Origin of the sequence: Clostridium sp. JS66 (assembly GCF_033561535.1) — a bacterium.
GTDB classification, from domain to species: domain Bacteria; phylum Bacillota; class Clostridia; order Clostridiales; family Clostridiaceae; genus Clostridium_AM; species Clostridium_AM carboxidivorans.
The window spans coordinates 3112834-3133232 of the sequence record NZ_CP131467.1 but is presented as its reverse complement, the minus strand read 5'-3'; the positions used below and the strand labels follow the sequence as shown (position 1 = coordinate 3133232).

The following is a 20399-nucleotide window of genomic DNA, read 5'->3' as shown; positions in this document are numbered from 1 at the left end:
CATAACATTCATAATAAATGTTACTAGTTATTAATTTCATATATTTCCACAAACTGGTGATAATTGTGTGGATTCAATTTTTTATTATCTTTTCTACTTTTCGCAGCAGGGTGCAGAAGTTACTACATTTATCATCAATAAATATCAATTTATTTAAAAAAACAAAAAATAAAAAAGCTCCAAACACAGAGCTGTAAAGTTTGAAGCTTTTTAAATTTTATTTTTTCAACAGAAAGAGTCAGGAAAGTATTGTAAAATCCAAGCAATAAATCACAAGTAAAACTACAGATAAAAAAATAAGACCAGATTTTGCTGGCCTTAAAACATGGATCCATTCCATCCCCAATCTTTTACTTCGGAAAAGGTTATATAAACGCTATCCTTAGAAATAGAAAGTTCATTTTCAAATAATTCACATATTTTAGATGTAATAGCTTCTTTGTATTTTCTTTCAGCAGTTCCAAAGATTTTAACTTCTACAAAAGCTGCCTTATCCATTTTATTTCCTCTAAAGAAAAGAGAATAGTTATCATTAAATCCTACCATTAACCATTCTTCACTTTTTCCTGGTATCTCACTAATTATTTCACCCATTTTTGATTTTATAACTTCTTTCTTTTCTTCAGATAATTTTACAGTTAAAGTTGAATTTATATATGGCATTAAACTTCACTCCTTTATATTTTCTTATAATATATTTTGTATTGCAAATCAAAAAACTTCATTTTTAAAATATTATTCTAACATCATGTATTTTATCATATTAATGATATAATCTCAAATTTTAGTCCTTATTTAGAAATGATGACCTGGATATAGAATTATCTCCATACTTATTTTTTATATTATCTATAGTTTTATCCAAGGACCTATTTTTTTCTAATTTTTTTTCATAACTTTTATCATCAAACAAACTAATCTGCTTTATTCCTTCTTTGCACAAATCTCCTAAAGTCACTCCAATTAGCCTTATAGGTTCCCTCTTCCATAACTTATCAAAAAGTTCATAGCTGCATTTTATTATTTCATCTGTGCAGTCTGTAGCTATATTCATTTTTTTCTGCTTTGAATATACTTCAAAACTACTGTTTTTTATAGAAACAGCTATAACATTACATAGAAATTTATTATTTCTCAGCTTCATAGCCGTATTTTCACATAAAGAAAGTATTATTTTATGTGCAGCTTCCCTATTTGTTATATCATAAGTTAGTGTAGTGGAATTACTTATACTTTTTGCAGCTTCTTTGCTTCTAGATCCTAATTTGGATTTATCTATACCATTAGCATAATTCCATAAAAGTTCTCCATAGCTCTTAAATTTATATTTCAAAAACTTTAAATCATAATTAGCTAAATCGCCTATGGTAAAAATATTCATTTCATTAAGTTTAGGTAAGGTAGCTCTTCCTACCATAAATAAATTTTCTACAGGAAGTGGCCACATTTTATTTTTTATCTCATTAGGAAAAAGCGTATGAATTTTATCAGGTTTTTCAAAATCTGATGCCATTTTTGCTAAAAGTTTATTGCAGGATATACCTATATTCACTGTAAATCCTAATTCCTTTTTTACTCTATTTTTAATAATATGTGCAAGTTTTATATATTCTTTTTCACCTGTTAAATCTAAAAAACATTCATCTATAGAAAATTTTTCAACAACAGGTGTATACTCATTCAAAAGACTGAACATAGCTTTGCTATATCTAGAATAAACTGAAAACAAAGGAGGTATTACCAAAATATTTTCACACTTCTTCTTAGCTTTTGCAATAGCTTCCCCTGTTTTTATTCCATACTTTTTAGCAGAAATAGATTTTGCTAACACAACACCATGCCTTTTACTCTCATCTCCTCCTATTATAGAAGGTATTTCTCTTAAATCTATTTTTTCTCCTTGACTCAATTTATATACTGCACTCCATGAAAGAAAAGCAGAATTTACATCTATATGAAAAATTATTTTAGAATCCATATGCTAAATTACCTCACATTTAATGACATAATAAATTGATATTATTTTGTTAACTTTAATTTTTATTTAAATAATATTTATTATTTATACAAGATTAAAAAATAAGCCTAATAAGTATATTGTACTTATTAAGTTTATTTAATAGTAAAAGATCATTTAACTAATTTACTTTCATCAATTGGCTTTATTTTGATATATCCATCTTCTAATTCTTCTACTACATGATTATTTTGCAAATCAATTGAACCAGCCTTTAATAATCTTTCATAATAAGACATATGGCGAAATGGATCTGCTAAATCTTGACGAGATAATTTATTTTGTTTAATTTTTAATTTTTTCATAAAAATCCTTCTCCTTTATATTAATAGTTTTTTATAATCGTTTCTATTTTTTTAAAGGCATCAGTAATTTTTACATTAATTAAATCCCAATTTCTTATCCTTGCAACATCATTATCATTTAACCGTATTCTTTTACCATAAACATCATAAATACCACTACCCTTATTAACTAGTTCTATTGTATCGAAATGTGTTCCCTTTTTATTAAAGGTATACCACCTTTGCAAACAATTGTTCTCTTTAGTATTATATATCCAATTTGCATCTATTTCAATACTAGAAATTTCATTTATCATATCCAGTATTGTTTCATATCTTTCATCAACATTAATATTTAGTGCTTTATTGATAATTTTTCTCAATTTTATGGGGATGTGTGGTAAATAAAATTTTCTATTAGGAAAATTGCCTTCAGTAATTGCTTGCCTTGCTTGACCTTTCGTATTCCAATATTTAAACATACTGTGAAAAACTTTATTACCGTTGCACATTCTATACAAGGTTATTCCTGATTGATAAATATCAGCTTTATTTGAAAAATCAGTATACTTATTCACTTCTGGCGGCATATGCAAATTGTACAACTTATTAGGTCTTGCTAATCCATAAGAATCTATATATTTTGCAAGGCCAAAATCAGTAATTACTGCCTTATTATTATCATCTATCATTATATTAGTAGGCTTTATATCAAAATGAATCAATCCTTTTGTATGAATATAATGTACTCCACTAAGAAATTCTAATGAGTATTTTATTATTTCTTTTACAGTTAAAAATTTCTTGTTTAATAAATTATTTAAAGAACCATTTTTATAGTAAGGCATTGAAATATATATATATTGTTCATCTTCACTTGCATACTTTATCGGCATAACATTAGGATGTTTTACATCATTTAATAATCTTGATTCATTAAAGAAATTACTTTCATCAGTATTGTTATAATCTTCATTAATAGCTTTTTTAGAAATTTTCTTTACAATTAAATTTTCATTTAATTGGGAATCAAATGCTTTATATACTGTAGAATTTTTTCCTTCCTGTCCTATTGCTTCAAGTAAATCAAATTTCAATTGAGTATAGCATAATTCCATAAAAAATCCTCCTATATACGACTTGCTGCAACAGCAGCAATAATGCTTTCTCTTTCTTCCTTACAATAAATTGACCATTGACTAATATTTTCGAAAATTTTTTTATTATTAATGCAATAAGTAATTTCCTGAATATCCTTCTTTAATATTAAAGCAATTTTTGATTTTACACCAATAAAGTATTTTTCTATAGAACTATTATATATTAACTCCTGTATTACACCTTCAATATAAATTTCTTTGATATCATAATTGAGAGCTTCCTCTAATATTCTAATTCCTGCATTTTTAACTTTGTACTCTAATATTATAGAAAATAAACAATTTCTAATAAAACCTAACCTTTCTGGCATATCTAATGCTTTTGGAACAGTTAAATTCGAACATACCAGTACTTGAAATTTCATATCATCACTATTTACAATAGAATAATAAACTTTTGCTGCTGTTACTCTAATTCCAATGGAATTCATAAATCTGTCCCCCTATAAAATGTAACATCATTATTATAGTATTCATCTCTAGCATAAATAGTAAATGTTTTTATTAATATAAATTAAATGATTACACAAAAAAACATTAGAATTTTCATTTTATTCTAATGTTTTTTATTTGCTATATACATTAAATATATTTATTTTGATTTTGAAATTTTATAGTTTATTTGTTTACTTTAGATTTAATTTACATAATATTTATTATTTATACTATAGTCAAATACTTTATATAGAAATATCATTAATAAATGACTTCTAGTTTATAAATATTTGCTTATATTTTTTACATGCTCATTCTCTTCTTCTATTAATTGAGATAATATTTTATAATTAGTACTATTTACAGATAAACTAGTCTTTGCAATTTTCCCTTTTATGTATATGAGCAGTGCAACATTTTCTTTTTCAAAATTAAATATATCCTTTAAAAACTCTTTAACACTATATTTATTAAATTCATGTATTTTATTTACGAACTCATATATAAGTGTAGATATTTTATCATAAGTCAGAAAATCTATTTCTATATTTTCATCTGCTGATATATCATTTTTAATTTGTTTAAAATAAACAGCATGTCTTCTTTCCTCATTACACATTACCTTTGATAAAATTTTTAAATTCATGTACTCTTCATCAAATTGTAAATTTGAAATGTGTTCATATATCGATGTCATATTTATTTCTATTTCAATTAATTTATCTAAAACATCCTTAATTGTATAGTTCATAATGATTTTCCCTCCTTGATTGTTTACCTCATTAGCCATATGAATAATTTACGTATAATACATCTTTAATTCACATTTTATCACAAATTTAATATAAATAATAATACCTGGACATTTATTAAATTTGTATTGCTGAACAATGTCTCTAATTACTCTTAAACAGAAACTATTTCATTCAACTAACTTTAGAATTACTTAATAATAAGTGCCAGGTATTATCATATTAATTTTTTTCTGTATTTTTGTTATCTTTGTTCATTGTCTTTTCTTTTGAATTAGGTTTTCTCTCGTTTGATGAATTTGAATTTTTTTGATTTTCTTTAACATTAGTGTTTCTGTTAGATTTTTTTAAGTTATCTTTATTTGGTACATCTTTATTATTTCCTTCAATATTTTTCTCACCTGTGCCGCTATCTTTAATATTTTTATCATTGTTTACAGTACTTTCACTGTTTATTAAATTATTATTCGTATTACCTTCTCCATTGCTTTTAATAGGTTCTTTTACTTTTTTATCTTCAACATTATAATTTTTACCGCTGTTTGTTTTATTAAAAATTACAGTTCCATTTTTATCTATCCTTAAATTCAGTTTTTCCTTATCTATCTCCTTTTTAAATCCAGATAGATCAACGTCTTTTTTTCCTTCTATATTTAAGGTAACAATTTTATTTTCTTTAGTATACTCTTCATTTATAAACTTATCTTTTTCACTTCTTTCTAAAATTTCCATAAGAGCTTTATCTGCTACATCATTTTTTATATTTATTTCTTTTAATAGTTTAACTCCATCCTCATTTAATGCTTTTACATCTATTACTCTATCCCACCTGTTCAATTTCATTTCCAAACTAGGATTTATATTAACTACTATTGTAGAAACTGGAGTATAATAAGCATAAGCAGATCCTCCTGATAAAATCATAAAAAATATTAAACAAGCAGCTATATACTTAAAAAGATTACTATTAAATGTACCCTTCTTAGTCAACAGGCCTTCATATTCCTCTCCTATATAAGGAATGTTCCTTTTCTTATCTACATATACATTCAAAAATTCTCCATCACATGTAAGTATAGAAACAAATTTCTTTTCAACAGAAATAACTATGCCTTTTTTACTTTCCATTTTTATCACCTACCTTTATGTTTAAATAAGAAGTTATATAATAATAGCTTTCATTAGATATAATTATTATTAAAGATAAAATGTACCTTCTCCACTGTTCTATAAATTTTCTATTACATCCTATAGTAATGGAAATTTGTTTCACAGGCAGTTTTTTATATTTATGAATATAATTTAATATGGAACTATCTTTTGAACATGCAAATGAAACATCCAATAGCTTGTCTCTTGTATCTTTGTGAGAAGGAGAGTTATTGACTAGGTCCTTAAAACTTACATTATACCTTTTAAGTTCTTCAGTAAGTACCTTTATTTCTTCACTTCTCTTTAAATTTTCTTGCTTTATTTCATACTCTGTTAAGGAATTTTTTAAGAAAGCATCCTTTAATTCTTCATTTTCTTCACCAAAGGATAATTGATACTTATTAGAATTTTTTCTAAAATAGTCTATGAGAGCATTCTTTATAAGAACCTTTGAATAACTAAAAAAGTTTCCTCTAGTTTCAACATAACTGTTACAAGCATTATTAAAAGCAATAAGTGCCACACTTAATTCATCGTCATTTTCCCATTGAAGTTTTTTCTTACATATTGAAAAGGTAACATTATAAATAAACTTCTTATTTTCCTCTATAAAGGTGTCTCTGTCTTTAATTAAATTTTCCTGTAAATCCATTTAGTTAACCACCTCATATATTTGTACGAATTAATTTTTTAATTTAAAGGGGTCCTTAATATAACTTTACATTAATATTTAATAAATTCAACTGGGAAGTATTTGATAAATTTAAAAAGGATAATACCCGTCTTCCACTAATTTTTCTTCCGTAAAAAATTATACTTTAAGAATTGGTATTATCCATTATTTATTTTTTATAAATACTTGTAATTAATAAAAAAACACTTTATGGCATTTTATTAATAGAAATGCTTTTTAAAGATTTTTTTATACCTTCCCTACTTTTATTTATACTGCTTTCTACAGCTGCAGTTACAGCACCTTCAACTAAAGCAGCATCCAAAATTTCAACTTTTTCCTTCATGTTATCTGGAAGAAAATCTACAGCCATTTCTGCATTCATAAAGGCACTTCCAAGATCAAATAGAACTAATACTCCATCTTCAGAGTAAACTTCATTTATAGCATTACTTATCTTTTCCATGTCAGTACCTATCCTGCCATCTGAAGTTCCACCTGCTGCAGCCATAGGTACTTCTTCAGCCATTTGCAGGGCAAGTGCTTTTACTCCTTCAGCAATTTTTTCGCTATGAGATACTATTACAATACCAACCATTTTTTAATCTCCCTTACTATATATCCTTATCCTATATATTAACCAGCTATGAGTAAAATGTATTTTTAACAATACATAATTTTCTCAAGAGTTTCTTTTACTACTTAAAATTTATATAACTTCGCTATCTAAAGTAATAACACCATATTCTCTTAATAACTATTTTTGAGAAATTTCTTTAATACATTCATATATAGTATTTAACATTAAATAGCTTGATGTGGCACCTGGGTCCTGATGTCCTATACTTCTTTCACCCAAGTAGCTGGCACGTCCTTTTTTAGCTATAATCTCTTTAGTATGAAGAACTCCCTTTAAAGCTGAATCCTTAGCTTTTTCCAATGCAATAACAGTATCCTCATTTGAAGATACTGATTCATTTAAGGATTTAATGGCAGGAACGATGGCATCTACCATGGTTTTATCCTCTAATTCAGCTTTTCCTCTCATTTTTATTCCACCTAAAGCAGCATTCATTACATTTAAGAAATCCTTTAAATCCATGGTCTTTGCATCCTTAAGCTCTGCAGCAGCCTTCATAAAAGCTGTACCATAAAGTGGACCTGAAGCTCCTCCTACATTAGAAACCAATGCCATGCCAGCTTTCTTTAATACATCTCCTATAGCAGATTCAGTATCATCTTTAATTTTGTCACTAACTGCTAAAAAGCCTTTTTCCATATTTATTCCATGGTCTCCGTCCCCTATTGCTGCATCCAATTCTGAAAGAAAAGCTTTGTTTTGGGACATAACATCAGTTATTTTATTTAATATTTTTATTACTTCTGCTGTATTAATACTCATTGATTTCAATCTCCTTATTATTTCCTGTATATGCTATTAATCTAATTTCAATTATTTTATACTCTTAAAAGCTGGTGTATTTGCTGGCTCATCCAATAAAGCTTTTAATTCATCATCTAATTTTAATATAGTTACTGAATAACCTGCCATTTCAAGAGATGTCATAAATTCTCCTACAAAAGTTTTATGAATCTTTATTCCCTTGCTTTGAAGCATTTCATTAACCTTTTTATTTACTATATATAACTCCATTAAAGGTGTAGAACATAAACCATTTACCATAACGGCTACTTCTTCACCTTTTTCGATAGTAATATCATCTAATATTTTATTAACTAAATGTTCAGTTATTTCATCTGCAGTTTTTATAGTTTCTCTATGAGTACCTGGTTCACCATGAATACCCATACCTATTTCAATTTCATCTTCTCCTAAAGTAAAATTTGGTTTTCCAGCTGCAGGTACAATACAAGAACTTAATGCCATTCCCATGCTGCGTACATTGCTTATTACTTTTTCTGCTACTCTTTTTACTTTTTCTAAAGAAGCGCCTTGCTCTGCCTTAGCTCCTGCAATTTTATGAATAAACACAGTTCCAGCAATACCTCTTCTTCCTGCTGTATAAGTACTGTTTTCTACTGCTACATCATCATTTACAACTACAGATTCTACTTTTATACCATCCATATCAGCCAAATCTTTTGCCATATCAAAATTCATTACGTCACCGCTATAGTTCTTTATTACAAGTAAAACTCCAGCTCCACCATCTACTGCTTTAACTGCCTCGTATACTTGGTCTGGAGTAGGTGAAGTAAATACTGCTCCTGCTACAGCTGCATCTAACATACCAGTACCTACATATCCCCCATGTGCTGGTTCATGTCCACTTCCACCACCACTTACTATAGCAACTTTTCCTTTTATAGGTGAATTTTTTCTAACTATTACATTAGCATTATCTAATTTTCTTATATATTCAGGATGAGCTGCCACCATTCCATCTAGCATGTCCTCTACAACATTATTTGGATTATTAATTATTTTTTTCATGTACATTTTCCCCCTTTTTCATTAATTTACTTAATAAAGTAAACTATTCTTAATTTACTTTCTATTTTATCACATTTTCGCCATAAATATTGAATAATATTTCATGAATTAGAAAAAAATATAATATAGTATATATTCTAGTTTTACATGGATTTATTTGAATTAAAAGTATGTATTAACCAACTTAACTATCAGCATAAAACAAGGAGTGTTTAATTTGAAAATTGGCATACCAAAAGGCTTATTATATTGCAAGTACCACCCATTTATAAATACCTTTTTCACAGAGTTAGGTGCAGATATTGTAACTTCTCCTGAAACCAATAAAGATATTTTAAATATGGGAGTAAAATATTCCGTAGATGAAGCTTGCTTACCTATTAAAATTTTTCACGGACATGTAGCTTATTTAAAAAATAAATGTGATATTATGCTTATACCACGTATAATGTGTCTTAATAAAAAAGAGTATATTTGTCCTAAATTTTGTGGACTTCCAGAAATGATATTAAATGATGTACCTAATATGCCAAAATGCATAACTTACCCCATTTATGCTTTTTCACATAGCTATTTTAAAATTTGTATTTTTAAAATGGGCACATACATAACTAAAAATTATTTTAAAATACAAAAAGCTTATAAAAGAGCTATTGAAGCTCAAATAGAATATAAAAATGGTATAAAAGATACTGGATTTAAATTAAATGTAGCCCTAGTAGGACATCCTTATAATATTTATGATAAATTTGCAAACATGAATTTAGTAAAAAAGTTGAATAGTCTTGGCATAGGTGTAGTTACAGAAGATTTTATACAAAAGGATAAAATAAATAGCCAAATTAAAAGCTTATTTAAAAAACCTTTTTGGACTTTTACAAGAAATTCTTATGGATTCTCAAGATATGTGGCGCTGAATAAAAAAGTAAATGGAGTAATATACATTTCATCTTTTGCTTGTGGAATAGATTCTGTAACAATTGAATTAATAAAAAATCAACTATCACATTTTCCATTTTTAATATTAAAAGTAGATGAGCAAACTGGCGAAGCAGGCTTTTATACACGTTTAGAAGCCTTTGCAGATATGCTTGAAAGGAGGTACATTTAAAATGAAAGTTACCTTTCCTCACTTAGGTAATACATGCTTTGCACTTAAAGCAATATTTGATGGACTTCAAATAGATTATATAATTCCACCTTCTAGCAATAGAAAAGCCTTAGAAATAGGTTCAAAATATTCTCCTGAAGAAATATGCCTTCCATTTAAAATAATGTTAGGGAATTATATTCAAGGCATTGAAAATGGTGCTGATACTATACTATCTGTAGGAAGTTGTGGTCCTTGTAGATTTGGAGAGTATTCTGAACTTCAAATGAATATACTCAAAAATTTAGGCTATAATTTAAATTTTGTAGTTTTTGATAAACCAAGTTCTATAGGGTTTATGGAATTTATAAATAGATTTAATAAAATATCATCTCAAAGTTCTATAGGACTTAAAGAAAAATTAAATATACTTTATAAAGCTTATAAAATTATAAATATAATAGATAGCATTGAATCATATTGTAAATTAGCTGTAGGTTACGAAGTTACTAAAGGAATTTTCAAAAAAATTTTAAATCAATGTAAGGATGAAGCATTTTATTGTAATACGCCTGATAATATGTTAAAACATTTTAAAAGGTATAAAGCAATTATAGAGGATATTCCTTTAGACAAAAGTAAAAAACCTCTTAAAGTAGCTATAATTGGAGAAATTTACACTATAATAGAACCATTTTCAAATCTATATATTGAAGATAAACTTATGAATTACGGTGTGTCAAGCATTAGACAGCTTTCCCCAAGTTGGTGGATTAAAAATACTATATTAGGTATTTTTAAAGTGAATTCATTAGATATAAAAAAGATTTCAAAAAATTATATTCCCATACCCATTGGCGGATATGCAAAAGAATGTATTGGTGAAGCTTTGCTAGCTGAAAAAAATGGTTGCGATGGAGCTATTCAAATTATGCCTATGGGCTGTATGCCAGAAATTGTTTCTAAGTCCATACTACCTAATATTTCTAAGGATAAAAATTTTCCTATTATGACCTTAGTGGTAGATGAAATGACTGGTGATGCAGGTTATTTAACTAGAATAGAAGCATTTTTAGATTTATTAGAAAGGAGACAAAGAAATGTATTATATGGGAGTTGATGTAGGTTCTGTAAGTACTGATATTGTTATAGTAGATGAAAATATCAATGTAGTTGAATCTTTATATTTAAGAACTAAAGGTAAGCCTATAAATGCAATTCAAGAAGGTTTTAAAATTTTGCAAAAAAAATACTGCAATGAACAAATTAAAGCTGTAGGTACAACTGGAAGTGGAAGACATATATGCTCTTTCTTAATTGGAGCAGATGTAATAAAAAATGAAATAACTGCTCATGCTGTAGCTGCTCTACATGTAAATAATAATGTAAAAACCATCATAGAAATTGGAGGACAGGATTCAAAAATAATAACTTTAAATGATGGTGTTGTAACTGATTTTGCTATGAATACAGTATGTGCTGCAGGTACAGGATCATTCCTTGACAGACAGGCAGAAAGATTAGATATTCCAATTGAAGAGTTTGGAAATTATTCTTTACAATCCAAAAATCCTGTACGTATAGCTGGGCGATGTGCTGTTTTCGCAGAATCAGATATGATACATAAACAACAACTTGGTTATAGTGAATCAGACATTATAAGAGGACTTTGTGAAGCATTAGTTAGAAATTATCTTAATAATGTTGGAAAAGGAAAAGAAATACGTTCTGAAATATTCTTTCAAGGAGGAGTAGCTGCAAATATAGGAATGAAAGCAGCTTTTGAAAATTCATTAGATTTAAAAGTTACAATACCTCCAAATTTTAAAGTTATGGGTGCTATTGGTGCTGCAATTTTATCTAAAGAATTATTATCAAAAACGAATTTTAAAACTAAATTTAAAGGCTTTAATTTATCAAATATGAACTTTAATTCTAAAAGTTTTGAATGCAAAGGATGTTCTAATAGATGTGAAATAATAAAAATCCAATCTGATGAAGCTATTTTAGGTTGTTTTGGTGATAGATGCGGAAAATGGAGCAACAATTTAGCTGGTTAAAATAATTAATTTAAATAAAATTATGTAATTTTAGTAACATTTTTTGATTTGCTGCATATGATACTAATGTAGTTAAGATTTTTGGAGGTATATACATGAGCAGCAAAAATGATAATCAAGATACTAAAAAGGACATCGTTGAGGAAGAAAATAAACAAAACACCGATGGAGATAATCTGAACCGTAATAATGAGGAAGAAAACTCTTCTAAACAAACATTTTATTGTCCTTACATGAATTATTGTTCAATGATGCAAAATCAATCGATGTTTATGTACCCTAGAGAAGATGATGAATCTGATTCTGAACTTGAAGGATATAGACATAGACGTCGCAGGCACTGCTGCAATTGTTGTTATCCATACTTTGGATGTTACCCATATTACCCATGTTATTGCTGCAGGTAAATACATTGTATGTAAATGTTATACATTCAAATTTAAAAATATAACTGCATTTAGAATTTGCAGTTATATTTTTTTACTTTAAAAGTTACTTTAATATTATATATACAAATATACTTTAATAATTTGCCATTTTTATTTATGTTTTATATTTCTTTTATTTTCATTTAAAACTTTATAAATAGCTGTAGATATAACTATAAGTATTATTATTAAAACTATAAGAGTACTTAAAAGTGCTTTTAAAAGCATAAGTAAACCTCCTAGATTAATATCATATAACTACACGATACTAATAATATACTTCTCAAAGCCATTTTATGTACTACTTACATTATTGGTTACTATTTTAACTGCTGTATCTTTTCCCAAAGATCTGAATATTTCTTTTTTAAATTTACTATTTTAAAATCTTTATCTATAAAAGTTTGTGTTGTTTTTCCTTTAGCCAAAAGCTTTCCATCCAATTCCCTTATAACGTTGTAATTAAAAATAACTTTTACAGGAGTAATTTTTTCTATAGAAGTTTCAATTATAATATCATCTTCATATTTTGCTCCTTCGTAATACTTGCAGTAACTTTCCACTAAAGGCATCATAAGTCCCAAGCTTTCCATTTCACTGTATTTCATACCAATTTTTTTAATAAAGTCTCCCCTAGCTAATTCAAACCATGGATAATAGTTAGAATGATGAACTATTCCCATTTTGTCAGTTTCTACATATCTTACAGTAAGTTTTGTTTCACTTGTGTACATCTTATCTCTCCTATCATTATGTAAAATTCTATATTTTAGCAGCTTAAAATTTCATTATATACTTATTTTACTATTATTAAAAACTTTGTCCATAGTATAGAATTTTATATAACTTAGAGAAATATTTATATTTCATATTTTTTATATAATTCCCAAGTATTATTGTTCCACTTATATAGTGAAATATTATCAAAATAGCTTTCAAAATTACATTCATGTTGATTTACATATTCCCATATTTCCTTAAATTTATCCCGAATCCTTCTAGATACTATGGTGCAATGGAAAATTTTATTTTTTCCTTCATTAGGTTTGAACTCAATCCAAGATATTTTTGACAGCTCATCTATGAGTTCATCATGAATTTTTTTAGCTTCATCTGACAACTCTAAATTCATATATACTACATCTTCTCTAAACTTTCCAAAGCCATCTATTTTAATAGGTGCTTTTTTTCTATCCTTTGAAAACTCATCTAAAACTTTAATCATTTCATCTATGTTATCTGTTTCAAAAGGAGCCTTTATAGTAAAATGTGCTGGAAGCTTTTGAGGCCTTTTATTAAATTTATAGCAAACATCACTTCTTATTTCTTTATGAAAATTTAAAATCTCACCACCTAGTACACATACTAAAACATATCTATTCATTTACTCTTCCTCCTATTAATTATTTTATTTTTTATTATTGTTTAATTTTTATTTTATATTTATTATATTATTTTTTTAATTTTGTAGTTTACTTTTATTTAGTTAACATAATATTTAGTATGTTAATATAACTCCCTATTTTTAGCCCCAAAAGCATTTATCATAAAATTTAATACCTTTAATTTATATTTAACATAAAAATGTTTTGAAAAAAGTTTACATAAAGTATATAATCTTTGTAAGAAATTCTTTGAGGAGGTTCATATGATTAATTTATCTTATGGTCAAGTATACAACAAAATAGTTAGAAAACTTGCAAGTATAAAATGGCTTCAAAAATGGAATGTAGATAAAACCTTTATAGATAAACATATTAAAACCAAAGAGTTTATTGATGAATTAAAAACTATTATAGAAACTGGAGATTTTTCTGCTAAAGCAGCTTTAAATTTATGTAAAAATATGCTTGAAGAAATGGCTGGTGATACTTCCCCTTCTGATTGGATTAATTACATATATCAATATACTCTCAATAAAACCTTTCCTGAAACTGTTTCTATAAGTTTTATAGAGAAATTAAATTCTCCTTGTGAGGTTTATTTAAGAATTTTTAGAGTTATATGTGAAACTCAAAAAAGTTCTAAGGATAATAGTTGGCAAAGTATTTATCCAATGAATTTTTTAACTTTAGAAGAAGAAAATGAATTAGAATATCCAGAGGAATATAGAAAATTTATTAAAGCTTTCAAAGATGATTTCATTTATGAAATGATGAAAATAAATGGAGAAATAACAGGATTCAATACTTTAGATCATGTATGTGGAGTTCATTATCTTTCTCTTTTCATAGCTCGTCAACTAAAAATTATAGGAATGCCTGTAGATTTAGGAAGAGTTTCAGGTGCCGCAGCTGGTCATGACATAGGAAAATATGGATGCAAAGGTGCTGAACTTAAACGAGTTCCCCGTCTTCATTATTACTATACTGATCAATGGTTTCAAAAATATGGCATAAATTACATAAGAAATATAGCTATAAACCATTCTACATGGGATTTAGAGCTTGAAAATTTATCTTTGGAATCTTTACTTTTGATATATTCTGATTTTAGAGTTAAAAATGAATTTAATAATAATGTTCCAAACATGAAGCTTTTTTCTCTTGAAAATGCTTTTTATGTAATCTTAGATAAACTGGAAAATGTAGATGATGAAAAATGTAAACGATACAAAAAGGTTTATTCTAAATTAAAAGACTTTGAAGACTTTATATTAAGTTTAGGAGCTGACATAGAACCTAAGACAAACTTTAACATTATAAAAAAAGAAAAACAAAACTATGCTCTTCTTCAGGGAGATGATATAGTTCAAAATTTAAAATATTTATCTGTAAAGCACAATATTAATCTTATGCATCATCTTCGTGATGAATATTCTCTTGATATCATATTAGAATTAGCTCGTAGTGAAACTGATTGGAAAAACCTTAGAGAATATATAAGAATCTTTCAAGAATACTCCACTTACCTTACTCAAAAACAAAAAACACAAACTATTAGGTTTTTGTATGAAAACTTAATACATCCCGAAGATGATATAAGAAGGCATTGTGCTGAACTAATCGGAAACCTTATTGCTCTTTTCGACGAAGATTACAGAAAGGAAATTCCTGAAAATGTACAATTTCACTATGGTTCAATAAGCAGTATTGATTTATTAAATGAATACTTAAGTCTTATGTTATGTCCAGGTCATAAAATCATTCCTTTACATAAATTTAATATTGGATACAGTATTAGCATAATGGTAAATTCATTATTCATGAACTGTAAAAAGTCATTCATTAACCATTACAAAAAGGCCATATTGGAGTTTTATAAAAATGATAATTATAAAAGTACAGATTGTGAACTATTTTTACTTGAAACTACAAAGTGTATACCGCTAAGTGATGATAATGATAATATAGAAATAATTTTTAATTATATTTTTTCTAAAATAAAAAAGAGAAATAGTACCTTAAGATTGGAAGCTTTAGAAACTATTTTGTGCCTTATAGAAAAACTACCAAAGAATAACCTTTTTATAAGAAAATTAAGCGAATATTTTTCTGTTATAAACACCAAAAGTAAAATTCCAGCTGAAAATTTACTTTTGCTTAAAATAAGTACTGCATTAAATTTATACAATAACATAAGTTTATTCAAGCATTACTGTGAAATTAGCAATAAAGCAGTTACGGATATATTCTTAAATAATTTGAAAACCGCTACAGATTGGATAAGAAAGAGGAATCACGTAGAACTTCTTTTACGCCATGCACTTAAAGCTCCTCAATCCAGTAGACTTCATACTGCTATACATTTTTGTAATTTATTAAAGGTAAGCGCAATTGAAAGTGTAAGAAACTGTGCAGGAAGTGCTATTTTAGAAATTATGCCCTATTTAACTTTAGCTGAAAGAAATGAAGTTGCTGTAGAATTGATAAGAGCTCTTGAAATAGAAGGTAATAAATTTACGGAGTATATACCAAGGTATACAGGTCAAGCTATTTTATGGCTTCAACCTAAAGAATTAGATGAAATCATAGATGATTGTATAATTAAAGTTAAAAGCTCTAATTCAAATTTAAAATCTCTCATATTAAAAACTGTTGGTATATGTATATCAAATTATAATATTTACAAAAATCGTTTTTATGAAAATGAAATTTTCTATTATGAAAGATTAAATAAAATGCTTGGAATTCTTCTAAATGGACTTGGAAATTACGATCCACAGGTTAAACAATCTGCATTTAGTGTTATAGGTAAATATATTTTCGGAAGTTCTTTTATGAATCTAGAAAAAAAAGAATTCATATTTAAGCTCATTGCAAAAAAAGTTCTTACTCTAATTACAGGTAATGATAGACATGAATTATTGTTTTTAACGAGATCAGCTAGTTTAAATCATATTTATAGATTTATATCTGATTTTACTTTTTCTAAAGGAAGTATAAATATGCCTATTCCACCTAAGGTAGCATTTTTCCCTGGAACTTTTGATCCTTTTTCTTTAAGCCATATGGAGATAGCAAAGCATATAAGAGATTTGGGATTTGAGGTGTATTTAGCAATAGACGAATTTTCTTGGTCTAAAAAAACACTTCCAAGTCTTTTAAGAGGAAATTTAGTTAATATTTCAATATCATCTGAATTAAATATATATATGTACCCGGATATATATCCTACTAATATATCAAATACTGACAATTTAAAAGTTTTAAAGGATAATTTTCCAAACTCCAAGGTATATATATGTATAGGTAGTGATGTATTACTTAATGCTTCCAGCTATAAACTTCCTAAAACAGAAAATTCAATACAAACTTTTTCTCATATAATATTTGAAAGAGGAAAAAGTTCAAAATTTAATGATGCAGTAAAAAACATAGAAGGTGATGTACTAATTCTAACTCTTTCTTCTAAGTATTCAGAAATAAGTTCTACACAAATACGAAATTATATTGATGAAAATAGAGATATATCCAGTCTTGTAGACCCTATGTCTGAGCAATATATATATAGCAATGGTTTTTATCAAAGAGAATCTCAGGATAAATCCTCAATTAAATCATTATGGTTAGACGCTGAAACAATAGAAGATTTTAATGAGGATATAATTAATAAACTATGCAGTTACACTGTTAATGCAGATAGTACCTTCAAAAAAACGTTGATGGATATAACTCTTAAGCCATCTGCCAAGATAGTACTTCTTAAAAATACTGTTACAGGAGAAATACTTGGTTTTTCAATTGTTCACTGGATTCGATCTGCTATGCTTTATGAAGAATTTAAAAATTCTCAAGTATCTCAATATATACGTGAAAAAAGTTCAGGTAGAATTATTTTAATAAGCGGCATATTTATAAATAATTTTGATAAAAACAAGCAGTTAGAACAAACTCTTTTAACTCAAACTCTATCTTCATGTATAGCTGAAGATTATGAATATGCTATTTACAAAAATATGTTTAATAAGGAACTGGCTTCAGAAAATATTTATAACTTGCTAAAGCATTATGGATTTGTAAAGGTTCCTTTTTGCGATGACAGCAATCCTGTTTACGCTGTAAACATGAGCAATCCTTGTATATTAAACTTAGATATACAAAATATAATAAAAAGTCCTTTTAGAACTAATCCTAAAGTTAGAAATGTACTTAATCAATCACGAAAAAGACTTATGGAAGCTATAACCAAGCTTTATCCAGGAGAATTAGTTCTCCCTTTCGATGTGAATTTTGTATATCAGTGCATGATAAGAAAAATATGCAAAGAAAATTTAGTACCTACAGAAAATTTAGTACCAAGAAAACTTGGTGATGCTATGTGTGTTCCTTATGGAGATATACTTGAAAGATATGTTATACCTAATACAGTTACTAAAGCTCTTCACACTGAAAAATTATTTTATCCTGATATGAAAAACTTTAATATTGGAGAGTTTCCTCATTATTTAAATTTAAAAACCCAAGTAAAAATGATTAAATCCTTTAGAAAACCAGTAATATTAGTTGATAATCTACTACACAAAGGATACAGGATTAAAGCTTTAGATCCAATTTTTAAGGGTGAAGATGTAAAGGTCAAAAAAATTATTGTAGGTGTGTTATCTGGAAGAGGAAAAGATCTTATGGATATGCAAAGTAGAGATGTGGAAAGTGTTTATTTTATACCAAGACTAAAATTATGGTTTAGTGAAAATTCCTTATATCCATTTATAGGTGGAGATGCATTATGGCGTGGAGTTTATCCTGAAAGAAATCTCCTTCCATCTATAAATTTAATATTGCCATACACTTATCCTACATTTGTAAGGAATACTTCAAAATCTGCTATATTTAATCTATCTAAAATTTCTATTGAAAATTCTATTTCAATACTGGAAGTTTTAGAAGATGAATATCATATTTTGCATGAAAAGAACTTAACTTTATCTTCTTTAGGTCAGGTTTTCACCACACCTAGGTGCCCTGACCATGGTGCAAATATAGATTATAATTTAAATTTAAATCCTTCCAGCTACTTGAAAAATGATTTAGAATTATTGCTTAGAATGAATCTTGCTTTTGATAATTAAATTATAATACATCTAAAAAATAATGGATAAATATATTGATATATATTTAATCTATTATTTTTTAGATATACTACAAAAAGGAGTGTTTTTAATGAATACTAATTTGTTTTACTATATTCTAGATAATAAATTGCTTATATCAAATGAACCTTACAATTTAAATGAAGTTTCTGAAGACTATGCCTATAATTATAAAGGTCCTATGTTTGCTTTAAATAAATTAGATTCTAACAAATCAAGAAGAAACTTTTGTGTTAGTTCTGAAGAAAATTTATTTATAAAGGAAGAAAATTTAGATTCACTTAAAAATACTAATTGTGGCAGCTCAAATTTGCCCTCCTTCATTCAAAATGCTATTAAAGAAAGAAGAGTCATATCATTAAATACAAATTATGATAATTGGCATGAAGGTCTAAATGAATCCTTTCCCGTTAAGGATAAAAATCAACATTTTAAAAAATGGAATGTAACAATAGTTGGTTTAGGTGATGTAGGAGGCACCTTAATTACAGGGTTGCGACTTTTAGGAGGAGATTGTATATCTCAAATTAATGTATATGATAAAGATGAAAATAAAATTAAAAGATGGTATTTTGAATGCAATCAAATACTCTCTCCTGATCCAACAATATTCTACCCTCCTGTAGTTCCAGCAGATGAAAAAGATTTATTCAACTGCAACATGTTCATTTTCTGCGTTTCTGTAGGTGTACCTGAAGTTGGTAAGGAATCTTCTGATGTACGCTTAATTCAATTTGATGGTAATTCAAAAATAGTTAGATACTACGCCAAACTAGCTAAAGAAAAAAATTTTAAAGGAATTTTTTCTGTTGTATCTGACCCTGTAGATTTACTTTGCAAAGCAGCATTAAATGAACATCTTTTACCTGAACAAATTAGAGGCTATGGACTTGGTGTTATGAATGCCAGAGCTTCATATTATGCTTCACAAAGAAATGACTGCATTCAATATTTAAAAGAAGGAAGAGCTTTTGGCCCTCATGGAGAACACCTTGTTATTGCAGATAGTATAGATAACTATAATGAAGAAATTTCTAAATATCTCACTGAAAAAACAATAAAATCTAATTTAGAAGTTCGTTCTTTAGGTTTTAAACCTTACATAGCCCCTGCCCTATCTTCTGGTGCTCTTTCAATTATTGCGACTATTAAAAGTGATTGGCATTATAGTGCTACTTTCTTAGGAGGTGCTTTTATGGGCTGTCGAAATCGATTACTAACTTCTGGTATAGAACTTGAAACTTATAAAAATATGCCTTCTAAGCTTTTTAACAGACTAGAAAATACTTATAACAAATTACTTTCTTTTGAAATATCAAATAATCATTAACTCTACAAGTGTAAAAATTTTGTAGATAACT

Annotated in this window: 19 protein-coding genes; 6 read left to right on the top strand and 13 right to left on the bottom strand. The window is 27.1% G+C overall.

Annotated elements, in window-relative coordinates:
* Positions 1–318: 318 nt before the first annotated feature.
* The 11 genes from Q6H37_RS14635 to dhaK all read right to left on the bottom strand — a co-directional run bounded on the left by Q6H37_RS14635 (position 319) and on the right by dhaK (position 8928).
* Positions 319–663, bottom strand: coding sequence for a phenylpyruvate tautomerase MIF-related protein (locus Q6H37_RS14635; RefSeq protein ID WP_318742840.1), 345 nt, complete (start codon positions 661–663; stop codon positions 319–321).
* 121 nt (positions 664–784) lie between these two features.
* A complete protein-coding gene (locus Q6H37_RS14630; protein WP_318742838.1) occupies positions 785–1978 on the bottom strand; it encodes a DNA polymerase IV in 1194 nt (397 codons plus the stop codon).
* Positions 1979–2130: 152 nt separating this feature from the next.
* Entirely contained in the window at positions 2131–2322 is a 192-nt protein-coding gene (locus Q6H37_RS14625) for a hypothetical protein (protein ID WP_318742836.1), read from the bottom strand.
* Positions 2323–2342: 20 nt separating this feature from the next.
* On the bottom strand, positions 2343–3419 hold the full coding sequence (locus tag Q6H37_RS14620; protein WP_318742834.1) for a serine/threonine-protein kinase: 1077 nt from the start codon (positions 3417–3419) through the stop codon (positions 2343–2345).
* 11 nt (positions 3420–3430) lie between these two features.
* Positions 3431–3892, bottom strand: coding sequence for a hypothetical protein (locus tag Q6H37_RS14615; protein WP_318742832.1), 462 nt, complete (start codon positions 3890–3892; stop codon positions 3431–3433).
* Positions 3893–4176: 284 nt separating this feature from the next.
* Complete coding sequence (locus tag Q6H37_RS14610) at positions 4177–4647, bottom strand: hypothetical protein (RefSeq protein WP_318742830.1); 471 nt, start codon at positions 4645–4647, stop codon at positions 4177–4179.
* Positions 4648–4870: 223 nt separating this feature from the next.
* Positions 4871–5776, bottom strand: a complete 906-nt coding sequence (locus tag Q6H37_RS14605; RefSeq protein ID WP_318742829.1) for an anti-sigma factor domain-containing protein — start codon at positions 5774–5776, stop codon at positions 4871–4873.
* Complete coding sequence (locus Q6H37_RS14600) at positions 5766–6452, bottom strand: sigma factor (protein WP_318742827.1); 687 nt, start codon at positions 6450–6452, stop codon at positions 5766–5768. The genes Q6H37_RS14605 and Q6H37_RS14600 overlap by 11 nt, the downstream gene beginning before the upstream one ends.
* Before the next feature lie 229 nt (positions 6453–6681).
* Positions 6682–7071, bottom strand: a complete 390-nt coding sequence (dhaM, locus tag Q6H37_RS14595) for a dihydroxyacetone kinase phosphoryl donor subunit DhaM (RefSeq protein ID WP_318742825.1) — start codon at positions 7069–7071, stop codon at positions 6682–6684.
* Between the two features lie 159 nt (positions 7072–7230).
* A complete protein-coding gene (gene dhaL / locus Q6H37_RS14590) occupies positions 7231–7875 on the bottom strand; it encodes a dihydroxyacetone kinase subunit DhaL (protein WP_318742823.1) in 645 nt (214 codons plus the stop codon).
* 51 nt (positions 7876–7926) lie between these two features.
* On the bottom strand, positions 7927–8928 hold the full coding sequence (gene dhaK / locus Q6H37_RS14585) for a dihydroxyacetone kinase subunit DhaK (protein ID WP_318742821.1): 1002 nt from the start codon (positions 8926–8928) through the stop codon (positions 7927–7929).
* 217 nt (positions 8929–9145) lie between these two features.
* Between dhaK and Q6H37_RS14580 the strand changes: the two genes are divergently transcribed.
* The 4 genes from Q6H37_RS14580 (at position 9146) to Q6H37_RS14565 (ending at position 12485) form a co-directional block, all read left to right on the top strand.
* Positions 9146–10039: an acyl-CoA dehydratase activase-related protein gene (locus Q6H37_RS14580; RefSeq protein ID WP_318742819.1), complete on the top strand. Its 894-nt coding sequence runs from the start codon at positions 9146–9148 to the stop codon at positions 10037–10039.
* A gap of 1 nt (position 10040) precedes the next feature.
* Entirely contained in the window at positions 10041–11138 is a 1098-nt protein-coding gene (locus Q6H37_RS14575) for a 2-hydroxyglutaryl-CoA dehydratase (protein ID WP_318742817.1), read from the top strand.
* The gene (locus tag Q6H37_RS14570; RefSeq protein WP_318742815.1) at positions 11119–12078 is read left to right on the top strand and encodes an acyl-CoA dehydratase activase; all 960 of its coding nucleotides are present in this window, start codon (positions 11119–11121) and stop codon (positions 12076–12078) included. The genes Q6H37_RS14575 and Q6H37_RS14570 overlap by 20 nt, the downstream gene beginning before the upstream one ends.
* A 95-nt stretch (positions 12079–12173) precedes the next feature.
* Positions 12174–12485: a hypothetical protein gene (locus Q6H37_RS14565; RefSeq protein ID WP_318742813.1), complete on the top strand. Its 312-nt coding sequence runs from the start codon at positions 12174–12176 to the stop codon at positions 12483–12485.
* Between the two features lie 341 nt (positions 12486–12826).
* Here the strand turns inward: Q6H37_RS14565 and Q6H37_RS14560 are convergent, their stop codons facing one another.
* Both Q6H37_RS14560 and Q6H37_RS14555 read right to left on the bottom strand, forming a co-directional pair.
* Positions 12827–13240: a thioesterase family protein gene (locus Q6H37_RS14560; RefSeq protein ID WP_318742811.1), complete on the bottom strand. Its 414-nt coding sequence runs from the start codon at positions 13238–13240 to the stop codon at positions 12827–12829.
* A gap of 125 nt (positions 13241–13365) precedes the next feature.
* The gene (locus Q6H37_RS14555; protein WP_318742809.1) at positions 13366–13890 is read right to left on the bottom strand and encodes a 2'-5' RNA ligase family protein; all 525 of its coding nucleotides are present in this window, start codon (positions 13888–13890) and stop codon (positions 13366–13368) included.
* Between the two features lie 264 nt (positions 13891–14154).
* Between Q6H37_RS14555 and Q6H37_RS14550 the strand changes: the two genes are divergently transcribed.
* Positions 14155–19017 carry a cytidyltransferase gene (locus Q6H37_RS14550; protein ID WP_318742807.1) on the top strand — a complete coding sequence of 1621 codons (4863 nt, stop codon included), beginning with the start codon at positions 14155–14157 and terminating at the stop codon, positions 19015–19017.
* A 91-nt stretch (positions 19018–19108) separates the two neighbouring features.
* On the top strand, positions 19109–20368 hold the full coding sequence (locus Q6H37_RS14545; protein ID WP_318742805.1) for a lactate dehydrogenase: 1260 nt from the start codon (positions 19109–19111) through the stop codon (positions 20366–20368).
* The last annotated feature ends 31 nt before the right edge of the window (positions 20369–20399 follow it).